General features: G+C 66.8%; 12 protein-coding genes and 3 pseudogenes. 10 read left to right on the forward strand and 5 right to left on the reverse strand.

The features are described from left to right. The first annotated feature begins 1,130 nt into the window (after window positions 1–1,130). Entirely contained in the window at window positions 1,131–1,976 is an 846-nt protein-coding gene (locus ACFWI9_RS01380; protein WP_387158149.1) for a DUF4239 domain-containing protein, read from the forward strand. Window positions 1,977–2,045: 69 nt separating this feature from the next. On the opposite strand, the gene ACFWI9_RS01385 is transcribed toward ACFWI9_RS01380, so the two are convergent. After that, complete coding sequence (locus tag ACFWI9_RS01385) at window positions 2,046–2,411, reverse strand: YncE family protein (protein ID WP_387158151.1); 366 nt, start codon at window positions 2,409–2,411, stop codon at window positions 2,046–2,048. A gap of 86 nt (window positions 2,412–2,497) precedes the next feature. On the opposite strand from ACFWI9_RS01385, the gene ACFWI9_RS01390 reads away from it, so the two are divergent. Beyond that, complete coding sequence (locus tag ACFWI9_RS01390; RefSeq protein ID WP_387158153.1) at window positions 2,498–3,259, forward strand: DUF817 domain-containing protein; 762 nt, start codon at window positions 2,498–2,500, stop codon at window positions 3,257–3,259. 431 nt (window positions 3,260–3,690) lie between these two features. Beyond that, window positions 3,691–4,785, forward strand: a complete 1,095-nt coding sequence (locus tag ACFWI9_RS01395; protein WP_387158155.1) for a hypothetical protein — start codon at window positions 3,691–3,693, stop codon at window positions 4,783–4,785. A 1,130-nt stretch (window positions 4,786–5,915) separates the two neighbouring features. Here the strand turns inward: ACFWI9_RS01395 and ACFWI9_RS01400 are convergent. Then, window positions 5,916–6,758, reverse strand: coding sequence for a class II glutamine amidotransferase (locus ACFWI9_RS01400; RefSeq protein ID WP_387158156.1), 843 nt, complete (start codon window positions 6,756–6,758; stop codon window positions 5,916–5,918). Between the two features lie 368 nt (window positions 6,759–7,126). On the opposite strand from ACFWI9_RS01400, the pseudogene ACFWI9_RS01405 reads away from it, so the two are divergent. From ACFWI9_RS01405 to ACFWI9_RS01415, 3 genes and pseudogenes are all read left to right on the forward strand, one after another. Next, a pseudogene (locus ACFWI9_RS01405) lies at window positions 7,127–7,429 on the forward strand (glutamate-cysteine ligase family protein); the annotation flags it as partial. A gap of 583 nt (window positions 7,430–8,012) precedes the next feature. Continuing rightward, complete coding sequence (locus tag ACFWI9_RS01410) at window positions 8,013–8,261, forward strand: hypothetical protein (protein WP_387158158.1); 249 nt, start codon at window positions 8,013–8,015, stop codon at window positions 8,259–8,261. Between the two features lie 429 nt (window positions 8,262–8,690). Further along, complete coding sequence (locus ACFWI9_RS01415) at window positions 8,691–9,188, forward strand: TIGR00725 family protein (protein WP_387158159.1); 498 nt, start codon at window positions 8,691–8,693, stop codon at window positions 9,186–9,188. A 101-nt stretch (window positions 9,189–9,289) separates the two neighbouring features. Here the strand turns inward: ACFWI9_RS01415 and ACFWI9_RS01420 are convergent. Continuing rightward, window positions 9,290–9,427, reverse strand: a pseudogene (locus ACFWI9_RS01420) (IS5/IS1182 family transposase); the annotation flags it as partial. Window positions 9,428–9,809: 382 nt separating this feature from the next. On the opposite strand from ACFWI9_RS01420, the gene ACFWI9_RS01425 reads away from it, so the two are divergent. Continuing rightward, window positions 9,810–11,087, forward strand: a complete 1,278-nt coding sequence (locus ACFWI9_RS01425; protein ID WP_387158161.1) for a hypothetical protein — start codon at window positions 9,810–9,812, stop codon at window positions 11,085–11,087. A gap of 233 nt (window positions 11,088–11,320) precedes the next feature. Next, on the forward strand, window positions 11,321–12,427 hold the full coding sequence (locus ACFWI9_RS01430; protein ID WP_387158162.1) for a hypothetical protein: 1,107 nt from the start codon (window positions 11,321–11,323) through the stop codon (window positions 12,425–12,427). Window positions 12,428–13,227: 800 nt separating this feature from the next. Here ACFWI9_RS01430 and ACFWI9_RS01435 read toward each other — a convergent pair. After that, entirely contained in the window at window positions 13,228–13,623 is a 396-nt protein-coding gene (locus ACFWI9_RS01435; RefSeq protein ID WP_387158164.1) for a cupin domain-containing protein, read from the reverse strand. Between the two features lie 52 nt (window positions 13,624–13,675). Here ACFWI9_RS01435 and ACFWI9_RS01440 point away from each other — a divergent pair, with 52 nt between their 5' ends. Further along, complete coding sequence (locus ACFWI9_RS01440; protein WP_387158166.1) at window positions 13,676–14,668, forward strand: GlxA family transcriptional regulator; 993 nt, start codon at window positions 13,676–13,678, stop codon at window positions 14,666–14,668. Between the two features lie 37 nt (window positions 14,669–14,705). On the opposite strand, the pseudogene ACFWI9_RS01445 reads toward ACFWI9_RS01440, so the two are convergent. Next, window positions 14,706–14,858: pseudogene (locus ACFWI9_RS01445) on the reverse strand (site-specific integrase); the annotation flags it as partial. A 64-nt stretch (window positions 14,859–14,922) separates the two neighbouring features. On the opposite strand from ACFWI9_RS01445, the gene ACFWI9_RS01450 reads away from it, so the two are divergent. Beyond that, entirely contained in the window at window positions 14,923–15,315 is a 393-nt protein-coding gene (locus ACFWI9_RS01450; protein WP_387158168.1) for a hypothetical protein, read from the forward strand. Window positions 15,316–15,429: the final 114 nt, after the last annotated feature.

Here is a 15,429-nt window from a genome sequence, read left to right on the forward strand (position 1 = left end):
GAGCTGGGGTCGCCGCTCGCCCGCGTATCCGCCAGTCGTGCTTCAAGGCCTGCGGTACCGACCGGGTCTGGGGCGAGGAGTCCGTGTGCCAAGCGTGGCCGGGGCATGGCGCGTGTCCATTGGATGTCCCCTGCAACTTCAGGCCTTGGAGCCTTGCGGCCATAGGCGAACGACTCGAACAGCTCGGCCGCTCCGGGTGGATGCCGCTGACGAGGTGGCGGATTCCCTCGCCTTCCGCAGCAGTGTCGGTGTCCTTGCCGAGCGGATGGCGCCGGTTGGTCGCGGGGCGCCATCGTCAGGCAGAGGGCGGAAGCCGACAGTGATGGGCTCGATCGAAGGGCGGCTCCCCGTGCGCACCTCGATGTAACCGTCAGCGTCTCGCCTGATCGCACCCCGCGGCAGGACACTCACCCTGGACCTGTCAGGTGTGACCTTCATGGAACTCTGCGCCTTGTAGGACCGAACGTGGCGCTTGTCTGGACCTCAACGGTGCCAGCACCGTGTCCAGCATCTACGAGCAGTGCCCGCCCGCATGCGAGCCACCACGGCCAGCGCTGGTCGCGGCCGCTGGTACCGATGGTGACCTGACCGGCCGCACCCGCCCCTGCATCACGTAAGCGTCGACTCACACGGCTCCGACGTTGACAGCGATCCACGAACCTCGTGAAGAGCCTGCAGCTCACCCGCCCACGACCGGGCATCAGCACATTCCCTGCCATGAACAGACCAGCGACAGACCTGCCGACCGTCGCGGCAAAGACCGTCGCCACCACAGGGTGTCGCACCGGCGTCCCGATGGAGCACAGCTGGGCGGCGGTCTCCTCCAGGATGATGCGGGACACGCGCGGCACCGTCTCCGTGCTTGTCATCGGAGCCGAGATACTGCACGACTCCAAGCCTCCGCCGTCGAGTCGGTCGGGGCGCGTTGAGCCCGCACCCCACGGAGGTCCAGGCATTATGACCAGTGGAGTATCAGCCGCGACGGGCGATTCCAAGGACATTCGCATGATCGGAAGGTCGCCTTTGCTGCGACGGCCACGAGACCCCATACAACTCCAACTACCTCACCACTCTGACGGTCACAGTTGATTTGTTGCGAAATCTTCCCTCACTTTGGTCAAGGTCTCCGCATGCTCAACTTTATTTACACCTCTCCTCTGTGGTTTTCCACACTATCTTTCATTCTCGCCGCCATGGCAGTTGCGGCGGTCGGCGCCCTACTGACCCGGAAGTATTTGCGCAAGTATTTCGACAGGGAGCCTCACTGGGGGGACGTTTGTGCCATCTTCTCAAATGTTGTCATCGTATTCTTTGGCCTACTTCTGGCCTTGATTACGGTCGCAGCCTATGAAACCTACTCCCACGGTTCCGCAATCACGCAAAGCGAAGCGAACGAAATCTCGCACATATACGGACTTGCCAAGGCGTTTCCAGATCCGGACGGGTCAGCACTCCGCTCGGACTTGAGGGCCTATGTGGATTGCGTAGTCAAGGACGAGTGGCCGACTCAGCAGCACGGCAAGTCACCCTCGACTCTGTGTCGCACTGAAATCAACGACTTCCTTCATCACTTGTACGAAATTCCCCCAGGCGGTGACAGCAGGAGTGCCATCTATTCAGAATTGCTAAGCTCCTACGGGTCGTTCATTGACGCTCGAACGGAACGCCTGGGGCAGGTAGGCCAAAGTATTCCCTGGATGCTTTGGGGTGTGATGTTCGCAGGTGCTTTCGCCATGGTTGCGACAACGTTCTTGCTGCCTGTGAAGTATGCGTCCACACACATCGTGATTGCCTGTCTCGCAGGCGCAAGTGTCGCGCTGCTCATCCATGTGACTGCGGCGATGGACAACCCATTCCGGGGTAATTTTCGAGTCGACCCAAGTCCGTACATCAATCTCGCCGATACGTTTTCATTGATTGATAAAGGAAAGCCCTCTCTTCCTGAAGGTCAGCGTCATCCTGGCGACGGGCCGTAGTCCAACTGTGCGACGCGGCCGAGATGCGTTCAGGTAACGCTCATGCAATTCTGCGACCTCCGTCTTCGCTCACCCACCCTGAGGGTGCCGCCCGCCGCATCCGAAGGTGGCGAGGTACGCCTTGGTGCCGCCGGGTGAGACGGTGATGCTCGAGGGCTGACTGCTGGCACCGGTGGAGAGGCTGGCCGTGACAGCCCTGCTGATGGTGTCGATCACTGAAACGCTGTTGCCGAGTTTGGCCACGTATGCCTTGGTGCCGTTCGGAAGGACGGCGAACTTTCGCGGAACGCTCCCCACCGTGATGGGTGTTCCGACGACGGCATCGGTGTTGGTGTCGACCGCAGAGGCGTTGCTGTCGCTGGCGTTCGCCACGTACAGGAATTGCGATGGTGCGGCGACAGCCAGCTCAAGGGGGAACTCGGAAGCGGCACGCACCGGGCGCCTGGAAGAGCGTTGACAGGAGCGGGTCGCGCTGTGGAGACGTTGCAACCCGATGCGGTGCACGATGCGTCCGTCACTGCATGACCGCGATCGCCGTCCCCGTACGGCAGCTGCTGACCTTCACCTGTCTCCAGGCCCAGGCTTGCGCCTTCGCCGTCGCGTTGCTGTCCGGCCTGGCGATATCGACGCTGGTGCCGCGGATGCCATTCGCAAGGTACGACCTGCTGCTCGTCTACGGGCTGCTGCTCACGCTGGTCTTCCGCCTGAGCGGGTGGGAAAGTGGGCGGGACCTCGCGGTCATCGCCGTGTGCCACGCGATCGGGCTCGCCTTCGAGGTGGTCAAGGTCGCACTTGGTTCCTGGAGCTACCCGGAGCCAGCACTGTTCAAGGTCGCCGGAGTCCCCTTGTACGGTGGTTTCCTCTATGCAGCGGTCGGCAGCTACGTCTGTCGGGCCTGGCGCCTGTTCGACCTCCAACTGATCGGCTACCGGCCACGGGCCACGGCGGGGGTGGCGGCAGCGGTCTACGTGAACTTCTTCACCCACCACTGGCTGCCGGACCTCCGCTGGCCGCTCGCTGCCCTGCTCGTGGCCGCCACCTTCGGCACATGGGCGAGATTCCGCGTGGGCAGAGCCCACTACCGCATGCCCCTGGCGCTCTCCTTCGCGTTTATCGGCTTCTTCCTGTGGCTCGCCGAGAACATCGCCACGTACGCGGGAGCGTGGAGCTACCCGGACCAGCTCCAGGGCTGGCAGCCGGTCTCCATCGGCAAGTTCGGCGCCTGGTCGCTCCTGATCAGCGTGACCGTCGTGCTGGTGGCCGCTGTCCGGGGCAAGCGGTAGCTTGGCCCATGCGGTAGCGGGAATGAGATTGCCCCGGCTGCCGTCGGTGAGCCGCTCGTGCTTCACCCCTCGCGCAGCCGAGGCCGCGCTGTGCGCCGAGCGCGCCGCCCTGCTCCGCGCCGCCTCGAAGGCCGCCGATCGGCAGAGCGCGGCCGGGACCGCCGGGAGGAGACCCGGGGAATGGCCCGCACCGTCCCAGACGGCATGGAGGCGGAGCTGGAGGCCGCGCGCAACCCGTCAGCTGCACAGCACGCGGGTGTACCAGGCAGTCGGAGGCCGCCCACCACGGATGGCCTCTTGAGGCTGTCGCCGGATACGGCGAAGCCGTGTCCTCATGGTCGGGGCTGGCGCGCGTCCCAGACATGCGGAATACAACGTAATGTCACAATCTCTCCTGTTCTACCGAGTTCGACCTTTTCGGGAGGATTGCTGTGGCTGTCCGTGAATCCGTGATCGAGGAGGTGGCGGAGGATGCCGTCTCGTCGTCGGCACCGCTTGGTCGTCGTGTGCATCGCTGGTGGTGGGGTGGGTTGCTGCGGACGCTGGTGGCTGGCCTGGTCTTGGTGGCGGGGTTGGCTCTGCCCATGGTGGCTCCGCGGTCCGCCCATGCCGTGCCGCCCGGCACCTACGCCTACGTCGCCAACGCCAGCGGCAACCCCGGCACGGTGTCCGTGGTCGACACGGTGACGAACACGGTGGTGGTCGCGATCCCCGTCGGCAGTGGGCCCGTGGGGGTGGCGGTGTCGCCGGACGGTACCCGCGTCTACGTCACCGACTTCAGCGGCAGCACGGTGTCCGTGGTCGACACCGCCACGAACACGGTCGTCGCCACCGTCCCCGTCGGCAGCGGGCCGTTCGGGCTGGCGGTGTTGCCGGATGGCACCCGCGTCTACGTCACCAACCGATTCGACGGCACGGTGTCGGTGATCGACACCGCGACCGACACGGTCGTGGCCACGGTCCCCGTCGGCGACGTCCCGCTCGGGGTGGCGATCGCGGTGGTGCCCCAGCAGGTAGCGCCCGCGTTGCGGTTGACCAAGCTCACCCCCGGCGGGACGTTCACCCGGGGCGGGCAGGGCACCTACACCCTCACGGTCACCAACACCGGTGACGAGCCGACGGACGGCTCCACCGTCAACGTCAGCGACACCCTCCCCGCGGGCCTGACCTCGATCAGCTTCTCCGGCACCGGCTGGACCTGCGCCCTCACCCCCCTGTCCTGCACCCGCAGCGACGTCCTGGACCCGGGTGAGAGCTACCCGCCCCTCAGGCTCACCGTCAGCATCGCCCGGAACACGCCGAACCAGATCACCAACTCCGCCACCGTCACCGGCGGCGGCACCACCGGCGTCAGCACCGCCACCAACACCACCACCATCACGAAACAGCCCAAGCCTCGGCCCCCGCACCACGACCGCCCCGACCAGGGCAAACCCGGTATGCCCGGTCATGGCAAGCCGGGCCAGGACCGGCCCAACCACGGTCACCGGCCCGGGCACGGCGGGCACGGCCTCCGCGTCGCGTAGCCGCACACCGGCATGACGAACGCCCCGGCGTCGGTCGCCCGCTCTCGGGTCACCGACGCCGGGGCATCCCCATGACCACGCCACCCCACAGCCACGGCCCGAGTAGCAGCAGGGCCATTCCTCTCGTCGTGCCTGTGCTGGCTGCTGGTTGACGGGAAGGGAAGTACAGGTCCGGGAGCCCGGTCATGCGGCTGCCCGCACCGGCCCCGCCTTCGCAAACAATCACCTGTGATGTACTGAGGCCAAGCTGTCAACAAAGTCCCGAGACCTCACATCGGGAATCTTGTGATGCCTCTTCAATAGCTGGGAGCACGAGTCACTTCGCAGCCCGGTCTTCCCACACTGGCTGAAGGCGGAGAAGTTCGTCGGCGGAGCAGCCAAAATCAGGATCTTCTACCAGGCAGAGATTGAATCCTTGCTCGTCACGTCGGACCACAGCCGACAAGAGGCAGGAGTCCTCCGGAGAATCGATGCTCAAGGAGACCATGTCGCCGCTGGTGAGGGCGTCGTCGGCAATGGAGGAACCCGCGTCGTCTGGCGAGCTGAAGAAGCTCCAGCGCCCGGTTGTAGCGTCCGGGCATGATGTGCCTCCCAACATCGCACTGTTCAGACTTTCCCCCGTCATGCCGTGGTCCGCCCGAAAGCGAAGAAGAGCGCTACCTGGGCTGCTCCACTGGCCCACAAGCGCCGACTGATCAATGCTAGCCGCGCCTCCACCAGCATCAGCGCAAGCAACGCAAGCCCACGCCAACGCGGCGACCAGGGCCGACCACCGTCTCACTGACGTGCTCATCGACATCCCTCACGTTCGACTGAACGTGTTCAGAATAGAACGGCAGGCTCAGACGATCTCACACGGGAGTTCGAGTCGCACGGTTACGGGCCCAGGAGTGCGCGCTGACGCAGGAGGTCGAGGTCAGCTGGCTCATCGCCACCGCGGACAGGACCGTCTGGCTGGCCACTGGGCTGTCATCGAGCACAGTCCACAACTGGCGGATGCCACTGCATGTTCAGCCGCTCGGGCACGCGCCGTGCTTATCGTTCGTTCTGCCCCTGATGGGGCCGGTCAGGACGGGTCCCTCGTCCTCCTCGATGGGGGGAGGCGTCACTCGCGCGTCGGGGGAAGCCCGTCACCCGTGGGTAGGGGGCTCCGGTGCGAAGGGCCTCAGATCGAGCTCTCCAGCGTGGACGACGCTGTAGCTGCTCTCCGGGACGGCGCTCCAGGCACCCGGGAGGTCCCCCAGCGGTTCGGATACCACGAGGCGGGTGCCCTCGGAAACGTCCCGCAGGAATGCCACGTCGGGATGCAGAGCCCGCAGCGTTTCCACCCGGTTGCTGTAGTAGAGCGAACGGGAGGCGCCCACACTGGAGTAGCGGAAGGTCCAGAGTTGTTCGCCGTCGCTCACCGCGACCGTCATCTGGAGGGGGTGCGCGACGCCCTCTTCCCGGCCCACGGCCTCGACGTATCCGGCCATGCGCGCCACGGCTCCGGGCACGTCTTGGTCCAGGCCGAAGGTGAGGGCCAGGAAGAACATGACCTCGGAGTCCGTGGAGCCCTCGATGAAGGAGAACAGCACCGGGTCGACGGCCATCGCGAGGTCCCGACGCAGGCGGTGGAAGTCGGTGATCGCGCCGTTGTGCATCCAGATCCAGCGGCCGTGCCGAAACGGATGGCAGTTCGTCTGCTGGACGGCCGTACCGGTCGATGCCCGGACGTGGGCGAAGAACAGGGGGGAACGGACGTGGCTCGCGATCTCGTGGAGATTGCGGTTGTTCCACGCCGGGCCCGTGTCCCGTACCACGGCCGGGGTACCCGTCTCCTCCCCGTACCAGCCGACGCCGAAGCCGTCGCCGTTCGTGGTCTCCACGCCGAGGCGGGAGTGCAGGCTCTGGTCGATCAGGGAGTGCTCCGGCTGGTAGAGCACCGCATCGAGCCGAATGGGCGTCCCCGAGTATGCGAGCCATCGGCACATGGGCGGTCGTCGCCTTTCGCTCGTGGGCGGGGTCCTCACCTGTCGGCGTGGACCGTGCCAACCCGGGACGGCCGTGGGCCGTCGGACGAAGTGTCGCCGCTGCTGAGGGCGGCCTGTCCGGTCAGGGGTTCCCGGTACGGCGCCGTCTGTCCCGTCTACCTGCGCGCAAACGAGTGATCGGCAGATCCGGGCCGTTCGAGTGCAGGCCGCCGTACGGCAGGACGTCCGTCCTCCTGGCGCGGCCTGAGGCTGGTGTGGGCGCCGGATCGAGGGCATCCGTCCGCACACCGGTTCAGGCTGAGGAGACTCCCGGCCCTCGGTGCGGGAGTCCGAGGAAGACACGGCCTGGCCGCGGAGAGGCAGTCGTCGTGCGCAGTGTGGGTGTCGAGGAAGAACTGCTGTTGGTCGACTCCGAGAGCGGTGAGCCCCGGACCCTGTCGACGGCCCTGTTGGCCGCTGCTTCGCTGGAGGCGGACCGCCACGACGAGGACGAGGTCATTGAAGCGGAACTGCAGCGCGAGCAGTTGGAGTTCGCCACCAGACCGCATGTCGCGATGCGGGACATCGCGGAGGAGATCCGGAGCTGGCGGGCTGAGGCTGCCCGCCATGCAGAGGACGTCGCCGGGGCCGTCGTCGCGCTGGCCACGTCGCCGCTCCCGGTCAGCCCGTCACCACGCCGGAGGTCCGGCGCGGGGCGCTGTCCTGGGGCCGTCCGGGTGGCGCGGGTGCTCGTCTGTGTCGTTGCGCCCTGCGCCGGGGCTCACCGTAGTTTCATGATCTTGTCTGGCCGGACAGGCCGCTGGATTTGGCCGCAGCCGTCTTTTCGCGGCCTCTTCGATGAACGGACCCTTGATGAACCCCACTCACGGACGCAGAAGCGTCCGCCTCCCCCGCTACGCCAAGGTGCTGACCGGAGGCCTTATGGCTTCCACGGCTCTGCTGACGCTTACGACTCCCGCACTGGCCGCAATGTTCGCTGACCCCGCTGAGGGCCCGGGTCACGACAAGTGCAGCGTTTCCGCCCAAGACCTTGCTGCCGCTCACGCGCTGGGTGGCTGGGACAGATGCAAGGGCCCGACCGGACCCACCGGACCCACCGGCGCTACCGGTCCCACGGGTCCGACCGGCGCCACCGGCGATACAGGCCTCCAGGGCGTGACGGGAGCGACGGGGCCCACGGGTGCAACCGGGGCTACGGGTGCTACAGGGGCTACGGGCGCGACTGGTGCTTCTTCTGGCGTCACGTTCGAGAGGGTGTCCGACACTGGGCCTGCCTGTCCCAACGACACCATCTGTGAAGCGACGGTGACCTGCCCGGATGTCGGTCAGGTGGTGACCGGCGGCGGCGGTGCCATCGATCCGAGCGGCCAAGCGCAAGCCACCAATGTCTCGATCCAGACGTCCTTTCCGTCTGCTGACAACGAGTGGACTGTCTTCGCTGAGAACGACTCGGATACCACCATCACGTATGTGGCCTGGGCCGTCTGCGCCACCGTGGCGTAGCTGTAGACAAGAACGGACGGCCTCAACGCGGCGCTTCCGTGGTGGCCCATTGAGGCCTATCACGGAGGCGCAGCCCGTCCGAACCGAGCGGACTCTGCAGCGGCTCTTGCTGCCGTCATCGTTCTCGGATCGGCCACCACCAGTCCGAGCCGGGGTACCAGCCAAGCCCAGACCGAACTGGGCGCGTGTGGGCCAGCGATGTCCCGGCTGTGCGTCCTCAGATGCGGTCCGAGCAGTTGGAACTGCCGCTCGACACCTGACGAGATCCACTTTCGACACACGCCCTTGCAGAATGAATTGCCTGCGCCTTCTCGTGACCGACTATGTGCGTGTGCTTGTCGGGTTACGGACTACGCACTCCACGGGGCGTCAGCAGCTGTGCGCTACTGCTCTTCGGCGATACTGCCGGCTAAGTGAACTGGCCAACGGATGGTTGCGGGAGATCGTGTGCGATTCCAGGTCGCGGTTTGCGGGCCGGGGCGGTGTAACGAGGACGAACGGCTGCACGCCCACCAGGTGGGCCGACTCCTCGCAGAGCACGGTGCCATCGTCCTGTGTGGCGGCGGAGAAGGCGTCATGGCTGCCGTTGCCGACGGCGCCCGTTCGGGAGGCGGGCTGGTGATCGGGATCCGCCCGGACACGGACCGGGCAGCGGCCCCTGACGTGTTGTCCGCCGTGGTCTGCACCGGCATGGGAGAGGCCAGAAACGCGGTGATCGTCGCCAGCGCCGACGCGGTGATCTCCGTTGGCGGTTCATGGGGAACCCTCAGCGAGATCGCGCTCGCTGAGCGGAGCGGAGAGATTCCCGTGGTCTGCCTCGCCGGGTGGCAGGTCACCGACCAGACGGGGAGCCCCGTCCCGGGGCCCTTCCATGCCGCGACACCCGAGGAAGCCGTCGCGATGGTGGTCGCCAGCCGATCCAGGTAGACAACAGGGGCTGTTGGGCTGCCCAGGACTCCTGGCCAAGGCGGTCTTCAAGCGGCGCCAGCAGATGATGACGCAGCCGAGGGTGGGGAAGGCTTGGTGGAGTCGTCGCGGATCTCCCAGCGGATGCGCAGGCGTCGGAGCCAGTGCAGGAGCGCGAATGCGGCTTCGACGACCCAGCGATGGATGCCCAGGCCGGAGCCGTGCCCGGTTCCGCGGCGGGCGATGGCCGGTCGCATTCCCAGGTGAAGTCCAGCCGCTTATGAGACCGCCACGACACTGCCCCGACGGCGTTGCGTCTCAGCGCCCGGTACCGACGTCATCCGCCAGCGTCGCTATGCAGGGCCGCTGCGAAACAGAGGCTCGTACGGCAGGTAATCGTCGTCCGGCATGCGCGGCACGTAGTCCCGGGCCGTGCCTGCGGCCACAGCCGGCAGGCGAACCGCGGCCTCCTCCTCGGAGATGCGGACAAGCCCAAGGGCGCACAGAGGACGGTCGCGCTCGGTTGATCCATTCAGGGAGTCTTTTGTAGTTCATCCCGAAAATCACACGTAATAGGTGTTCCGTGAGGGCAGGCATGAGTCTCGTTCCCGAAGGTGATCGGTGTGATGAAAGGACCGTGCTGTGGATGGCTCGTGGTGCATACGCCCGCAGATCGGCTACGTGACGGGCGGGGTGGTGGCCTTGATGGCGGTACTGCTGGTGTCCGGCGCGCCATCCGGGTCGGCCGCCGCCTCAGCCGTCGGTGTCCCGCTGCGGGCCGGGGCCGACTCGGCGCTGTCTGTCGGCGGGCAGGCGTCCACCGCTGACAGGCCGTCTGGTGGCAGTGGTGCGGCCGACGGGGGTGGCGGTAGTGAGTGGGGGATCGGGTGCAGCGCACGGGAACTGGTCGATGCCGTGGTCGCAGCCAACAACTCCGGTGGTGGGACGATCCGGCTGGCTCGCGGGTGCAGGTATGTGCTCACCTTGCCGGAGGACATCAACGGCGGGTACGGCCCCAACGGGCTGCCCGCCATCAGGACGGCCGTCACCGTGATCGGGGATCGTTCCACGATCACCCGATCCCGTGCGGCGGGCACGCCACCTTTCCGGCTGATCGAGGTCCTCCACGATCCCGTGCAGGACGGTGTCCGGGGGAACTTGACACTGGTGGATGTCACGCTGAGCAACGGGATCGGGGAGGGTGGCGGTGCGGTCCGTGTCACCGGCCCCGGCACGGCGACCCTGGAGAACTGCGCCGTCCTGGGGAACTCCGCGGACTACCGCACCACGCCCGGTCATCCGATGGGCGGGGGGCTCGACGTGGACGGCGGCTATCTGCGACTGTCCCGTACGACGGTGTCGAAGAACTATGCGAACGTGGGCGGAGGCATCGGCGGCCGCAACGCGGTGATCCGTCTCGACCACGCGGATGTCTCCGGGAACGAGGCAGCGACGTCGGCCGGCGTCGGCGCGTACGACAGCAACCTGACCGTCACCTCTAGCCGGGTCGCCGGCAACCGGACCCGTGGGGGCGACTACGGGGCGGAGTACGTTCCCGGCACCGGGGGAGGCATCGGGCTGATCGCCCTGCCGGGATCGGCTGCGCGCGCCAGCATCCGCGATACCGAGATCAGCGGCAACTACGCCACCGGCAGCGGCGGGGGGCTGTACACCTCGAGAGCTCACACCGAGGTCGTCCACAGCCGGATCACCGAGAACGCGACCGGAGACTCCGGTGGTGGCATCTATGCCGGCGCGGGCACCTTGGTCCTGACCGACAGTGTCGTCACCCGCAACCGGGCCTCCCAGGGCGCCGGGGGCCTGCAGATCAGCGAAACGCCCACCACCATCACCGACACCCTCATTCGCGGAAACATCCCCACCGACTGCCTGCCCGACACGCTCCCTTGCGGCCAGTAGTCCGGCACACGATCAACACAACACCGATCGACGCCCGGCTCAAGGCAACCCAGGCGAACCGACGACGCGAGTGCCAGCGCACATCCTGGCAGGCGGCGACCACTCGAAATCCCCGGGAAACAGCCCGTCAGGCCAAAACGCGAGACCGCACTGCCTGCCTGAATGGACCGGAAGGCCCCATCAGCTGTCCGGGACCGGCTCTTGAGACCCATCGCATCACAAGGAGCAGTGAAATGAGGCATCACGTCATCCCGCGCTGGGCAGTGGTCGCGGCTGCCACAGGAATCATCGGAGGGCTGTTCACCACACAGCCCGCCGGCGCCGATGCCGGGAACGCTCTTTCCTGTAGCCCCATCATCGAGGGCAACTTGATCCACTGCCACATCACACCCATCACCGGAATCTATGCGCTCGCCCTCACCGGCACGGACTCACTCCTCTCCGTAGCCCGGGGCCATGCAGCCCGACAGGGATTCTCCATCAATGAATCCAGCCCCCTGGACATCGTGGCCTTCGGCGGAAACGGCGCCGGCAGCAATGGTGGCACGGGAGGGACGGCGCAGGTGTTCCAGACCGTCGCACAACTGAAAGCCAGAGGCCCCGCCCTCTACTACTACATCGGGTCCGCCGGGCCGGACAGCACGCACCACGTGAACGGGGGGACCGCGACCATAGTCGCCACCCAGGACCTCACCGCGAATGCCACCTGCGTCGACGGACAGGAAGACTGCACCACAAACATACTCGCCGTCGCCGGCGGAGGCGGATCCAGCGGAGACTACAACACCACTGGAGGCATGGGCGGTGTCATCGAGACGGAAACCGGCACCGGTTCCGAAGCTGCCATCGCCCAAGGGGAAGACGGAGCTGATGCGCAATTTGGTTCCACCGTCATCCATGGCGGCGGCGGAGGGGGATTCTACGATGAAACCAAATGCACCGACAGCGACCCGGGCAACCCGGCTGGCGGAAATGCCGGATCCGGAAGCGCCCACAATGGAAACTGCGGCGTGGGAGGCTACGGTGGCGACGTGACCGGCGGCTGGCTCAACCAGACCCCGGGAACGGTCGGAAACCACGGAGCAGGCGGCACAGGAGCCCCTCACAAATGGGTGCACCCAGCCAGTAGCAGTATATGGACCTACTACGGCCAGGGTGGTGGTGGCGGTGGCGGATTCGGCGGCGGCGGTGGCGGCGGTCGCGGGAACACCCGTAATGGCGGTGGCGGTGGTGGCGGGAGTTACAGCCTCAACAAAGTGGGCACGTTCACGCCCAGCGCCCCCAGACTCACGACGAACGGAGGACTCGTCTTTGTTTTCCAAGCGTCCCCACCGGCATGACCGGGGGCGGGACGCAGGGGGCGGGGCCCGGACACTGTAGCTTCGAGATGGTTCGGCCCGTCGCCCGGAGCTGATTCACCGGCGACGATGGCGGGGCACGCTCCGGTGGCCGTGTCGGAGGCCCACATGGTCCGCACGACCAGGCCGTGGTCGAAGTGCGGACGAGCCTGGTCCAGCGTCGTACGCAGCGTGTCTTCGGGCGGCAGCCGTCGGCGCAGTCGTGCTGGACGGTCAGAGTCCCACACACGCCTCTCCCGGGAAGGTCGACCTGCTCCCACCGCACCGGACGCTGATCCTCGGGATGGCACGGTCGGGCGTACACGAGGAGGGCGAGGACGTTGAGCCTGTCGATCAGTCCGTGTATCACCCCCGGGTGCTCCTGCACGTCCACGGTATGGGGCACACAAGGCAGGGCTGTCACAACCTTGCCGCGTGGGCACTGGCAAGTAGCTGGCGCGGTACGCCTCTCTATGCCGTACCCGGCCCCGTCGTGCTGACCGGCCGCAGGCAGGACGGAAGAGTGGCAGCCCTGGATGACGAGCTCGTGCAGCACGCTGGCACAGTCACCCAAACCGTGCGCGAGACGTTGGAAGGGTGGCAGCAAAGGCCTCCCACGTCGAATGAAGCCGCCGTCCCGGAGCTCTTCGCCTATGCCGCCCGCGATGTCGCGGCTCTTCGTACGCGCCATCACAGTGCTCGGGGGAGCGTTGGCGCGCCGCTCCCGACGGGCAGTCGGCGAACGTAACCGACCCGGCAGCAGGCTGACGCCATGGGCAGTGGCGTGTCCGAAGCCTGTCGGGTCAGGTGCTCAGTGCGTGTCCGGTTGTTGAGTCGACGTGCTCTGGGATCTCATCGTGGCGATTGCCCACGGTCGGTGTCCCGGTGGGCTCGAACATGAGGATTGCGGCGCCGGACGGAGCGTACGGCTTGTGCTCTGTGCCTCGGGGGACGGTGAAGACCGCCCCCTGCGGGAGCAGGACCGAGCGCTGCCCGTCGGCCTCGCGCAGGGAGATGCGCAGCTCGCCGTCGAGTACCAGGAAGAACTCGTCGGTGTCGTCGTGCACGTGCCAGATGTGTTCGCCCTCGACCTTGGCGATGCGCACGTCATAGTCGTTGACGCGCGTGACGATGCGGGGGCTCCACAAGGCATCGAAGGAGGCCAGAGCCTTGCTGAGGGGGATGGGTTCGCTGCTCATGGGCTCATCCTGAGCGGTTTCGCACGGCCGCCGTGAGTGCTAGGAATTGCACATGGCGAAAGAATCCTCGCACGCAGCTCGCGCGGCGGGCGTACACCGGGTCGTCGTGATCGTGGACGAGAACTCGAACCCCTTCGAGCTGGGCTGCGCGACCGAGGTCTTCGGTCTGCGCAGACCGGAGGTCGGTCGTGATCTCTATGACTTCAGGCTCTGTTCGCCCGAGCCCCGTACCCTGATGCGAGACGGGTTCTTCACGCTCACGGGAGTCGCCGACCTGGAAGCGGCCGACGCGGCGGACACCTTGATCGTCCCCAACCGGCCAGACATCGAAGTGCCCCGCCGTCCCGCCGTGCTCGATGCCGTCCGCCGGGCACACACCCGCGGTGCGCGCCTGGTCGGCTTCTGCAGCGGCGCCTTCACACTGGCCGAGGCCGGCGTCCTCGACGGGCGCCGGGCCACCGCCCACTGGCAGTGGGCGGATTCCTTCCGGGCCCGCTACCCCTCTGTCCAGCTCGAAGCAGACGTGCTGTTCGTGGATGACGGTGACATCCTCACCGCGGCAGGCAGTGCAGCTGCGCTCGATCTTGGGCTGCATCTGGTCCGCCGCGACTACGGCGCGGAGGTCGCCAACTCTGTGAGCCGACGGCTGGTCTTTGCGGCACACCGGGACGGTGGGCAGCGGCAGTTCGTGGAGCGTCCCATGCCCGACCTGCCGGACGAGTCCTTGGCGCCTGTCCTGGCCTGGGCTCAGGAACGGCTGGACTCACCGCTCACAGTGTCCGGCCTTGCGGCGCGTGCGGCGGTCAGTCCGGCGACGCTGCATCGCCGCTTCCAGGCACAACTGGGCACGACGCCGCTGGCGTGGCTGACGGGGGAACGGCTTGCTCTGGCGTGCCGGTTGATCGAACGAGGCGAGTCCGGGTTCGAGGTAGTCGCGCGACGCAGCGGGCTGGGCACCGCTGCCAATCTGCGCACGCTGATGCGCCGCGAGACCGGCATCACACCGTCGGCGTACAAGCGTCGGTTCGGGCCGGAGGCGAACTGACGGCGGGCATCCCCTGCCCAAACGAACCACGTGTGCTTCATCGTCTGCTATCGCCAGGGGCGAGCAGGCCTGTCAGCTCCGAGATCGCCTTGGGAGAGGGCTTGAAGTAGCGGCGGATGTTCTCCGACTTCTTGTGCCGGGACTTCGCCATCAGCATCAGCAGGGAGGCACCCTGCTCGCCGAGGTACGCCGACCCCGTAGGTCGGCGCCTCTGGCCTCCAGGGGCGCCGACGCCCTTGGAGGCCAGAGCAACCATGAGCCTTGATATCTATGTGTGCCGGTTCGAAAACGGCCAACCAGCACCACTCGACATGAGTGCGGCGTACGAGGTCCTTGACCCCCACGTGGTAGCGCGGGACGCCGGACTGAATTTCCTTCAGGTGAGCACGGGAGAAGGTGAGGCAGCGGACGTCTACCTCACCAGCCCCACCAACATCACCTTCAACCGCATCGGAGGCGAAGGATCCATGGATCTCCTGGCCGAGCTGCTGAAGCGGCTCAACGCGGTGCTCATGGTCCCCGGCGAATCCGTGATTCTCCAGGAGGAGAAGGATCGAGAGTTGCTCCCATCGGCCCTGAAAGACGCATACACCGTGGTCGTCGCCCGCACTGGCGCGGAGATCACTCAGGCGATCCAAACTCACTGAGCGAACCACGAATGGTGGGGGGGGGGGCGGCCCGCGGGTGGCCCGCCCTCGAGCCCCGGGGGGGCGGGCGCGCCCCGCCGGGCGGGGCCGCGCGCTCGCGCCCCACTCGCCCCC

Origin of the sequence: Streptomyces sp. NPDC127084 (assembly GCF_042724175.1) — a bacterium.
In the GTDB taxonomy this organism is placed as follows: domain Bacteria; phylum Actinomycetota; class Actinomycetes; order Streptomycetales; family Streptomycetaceae; genus Streptomyces.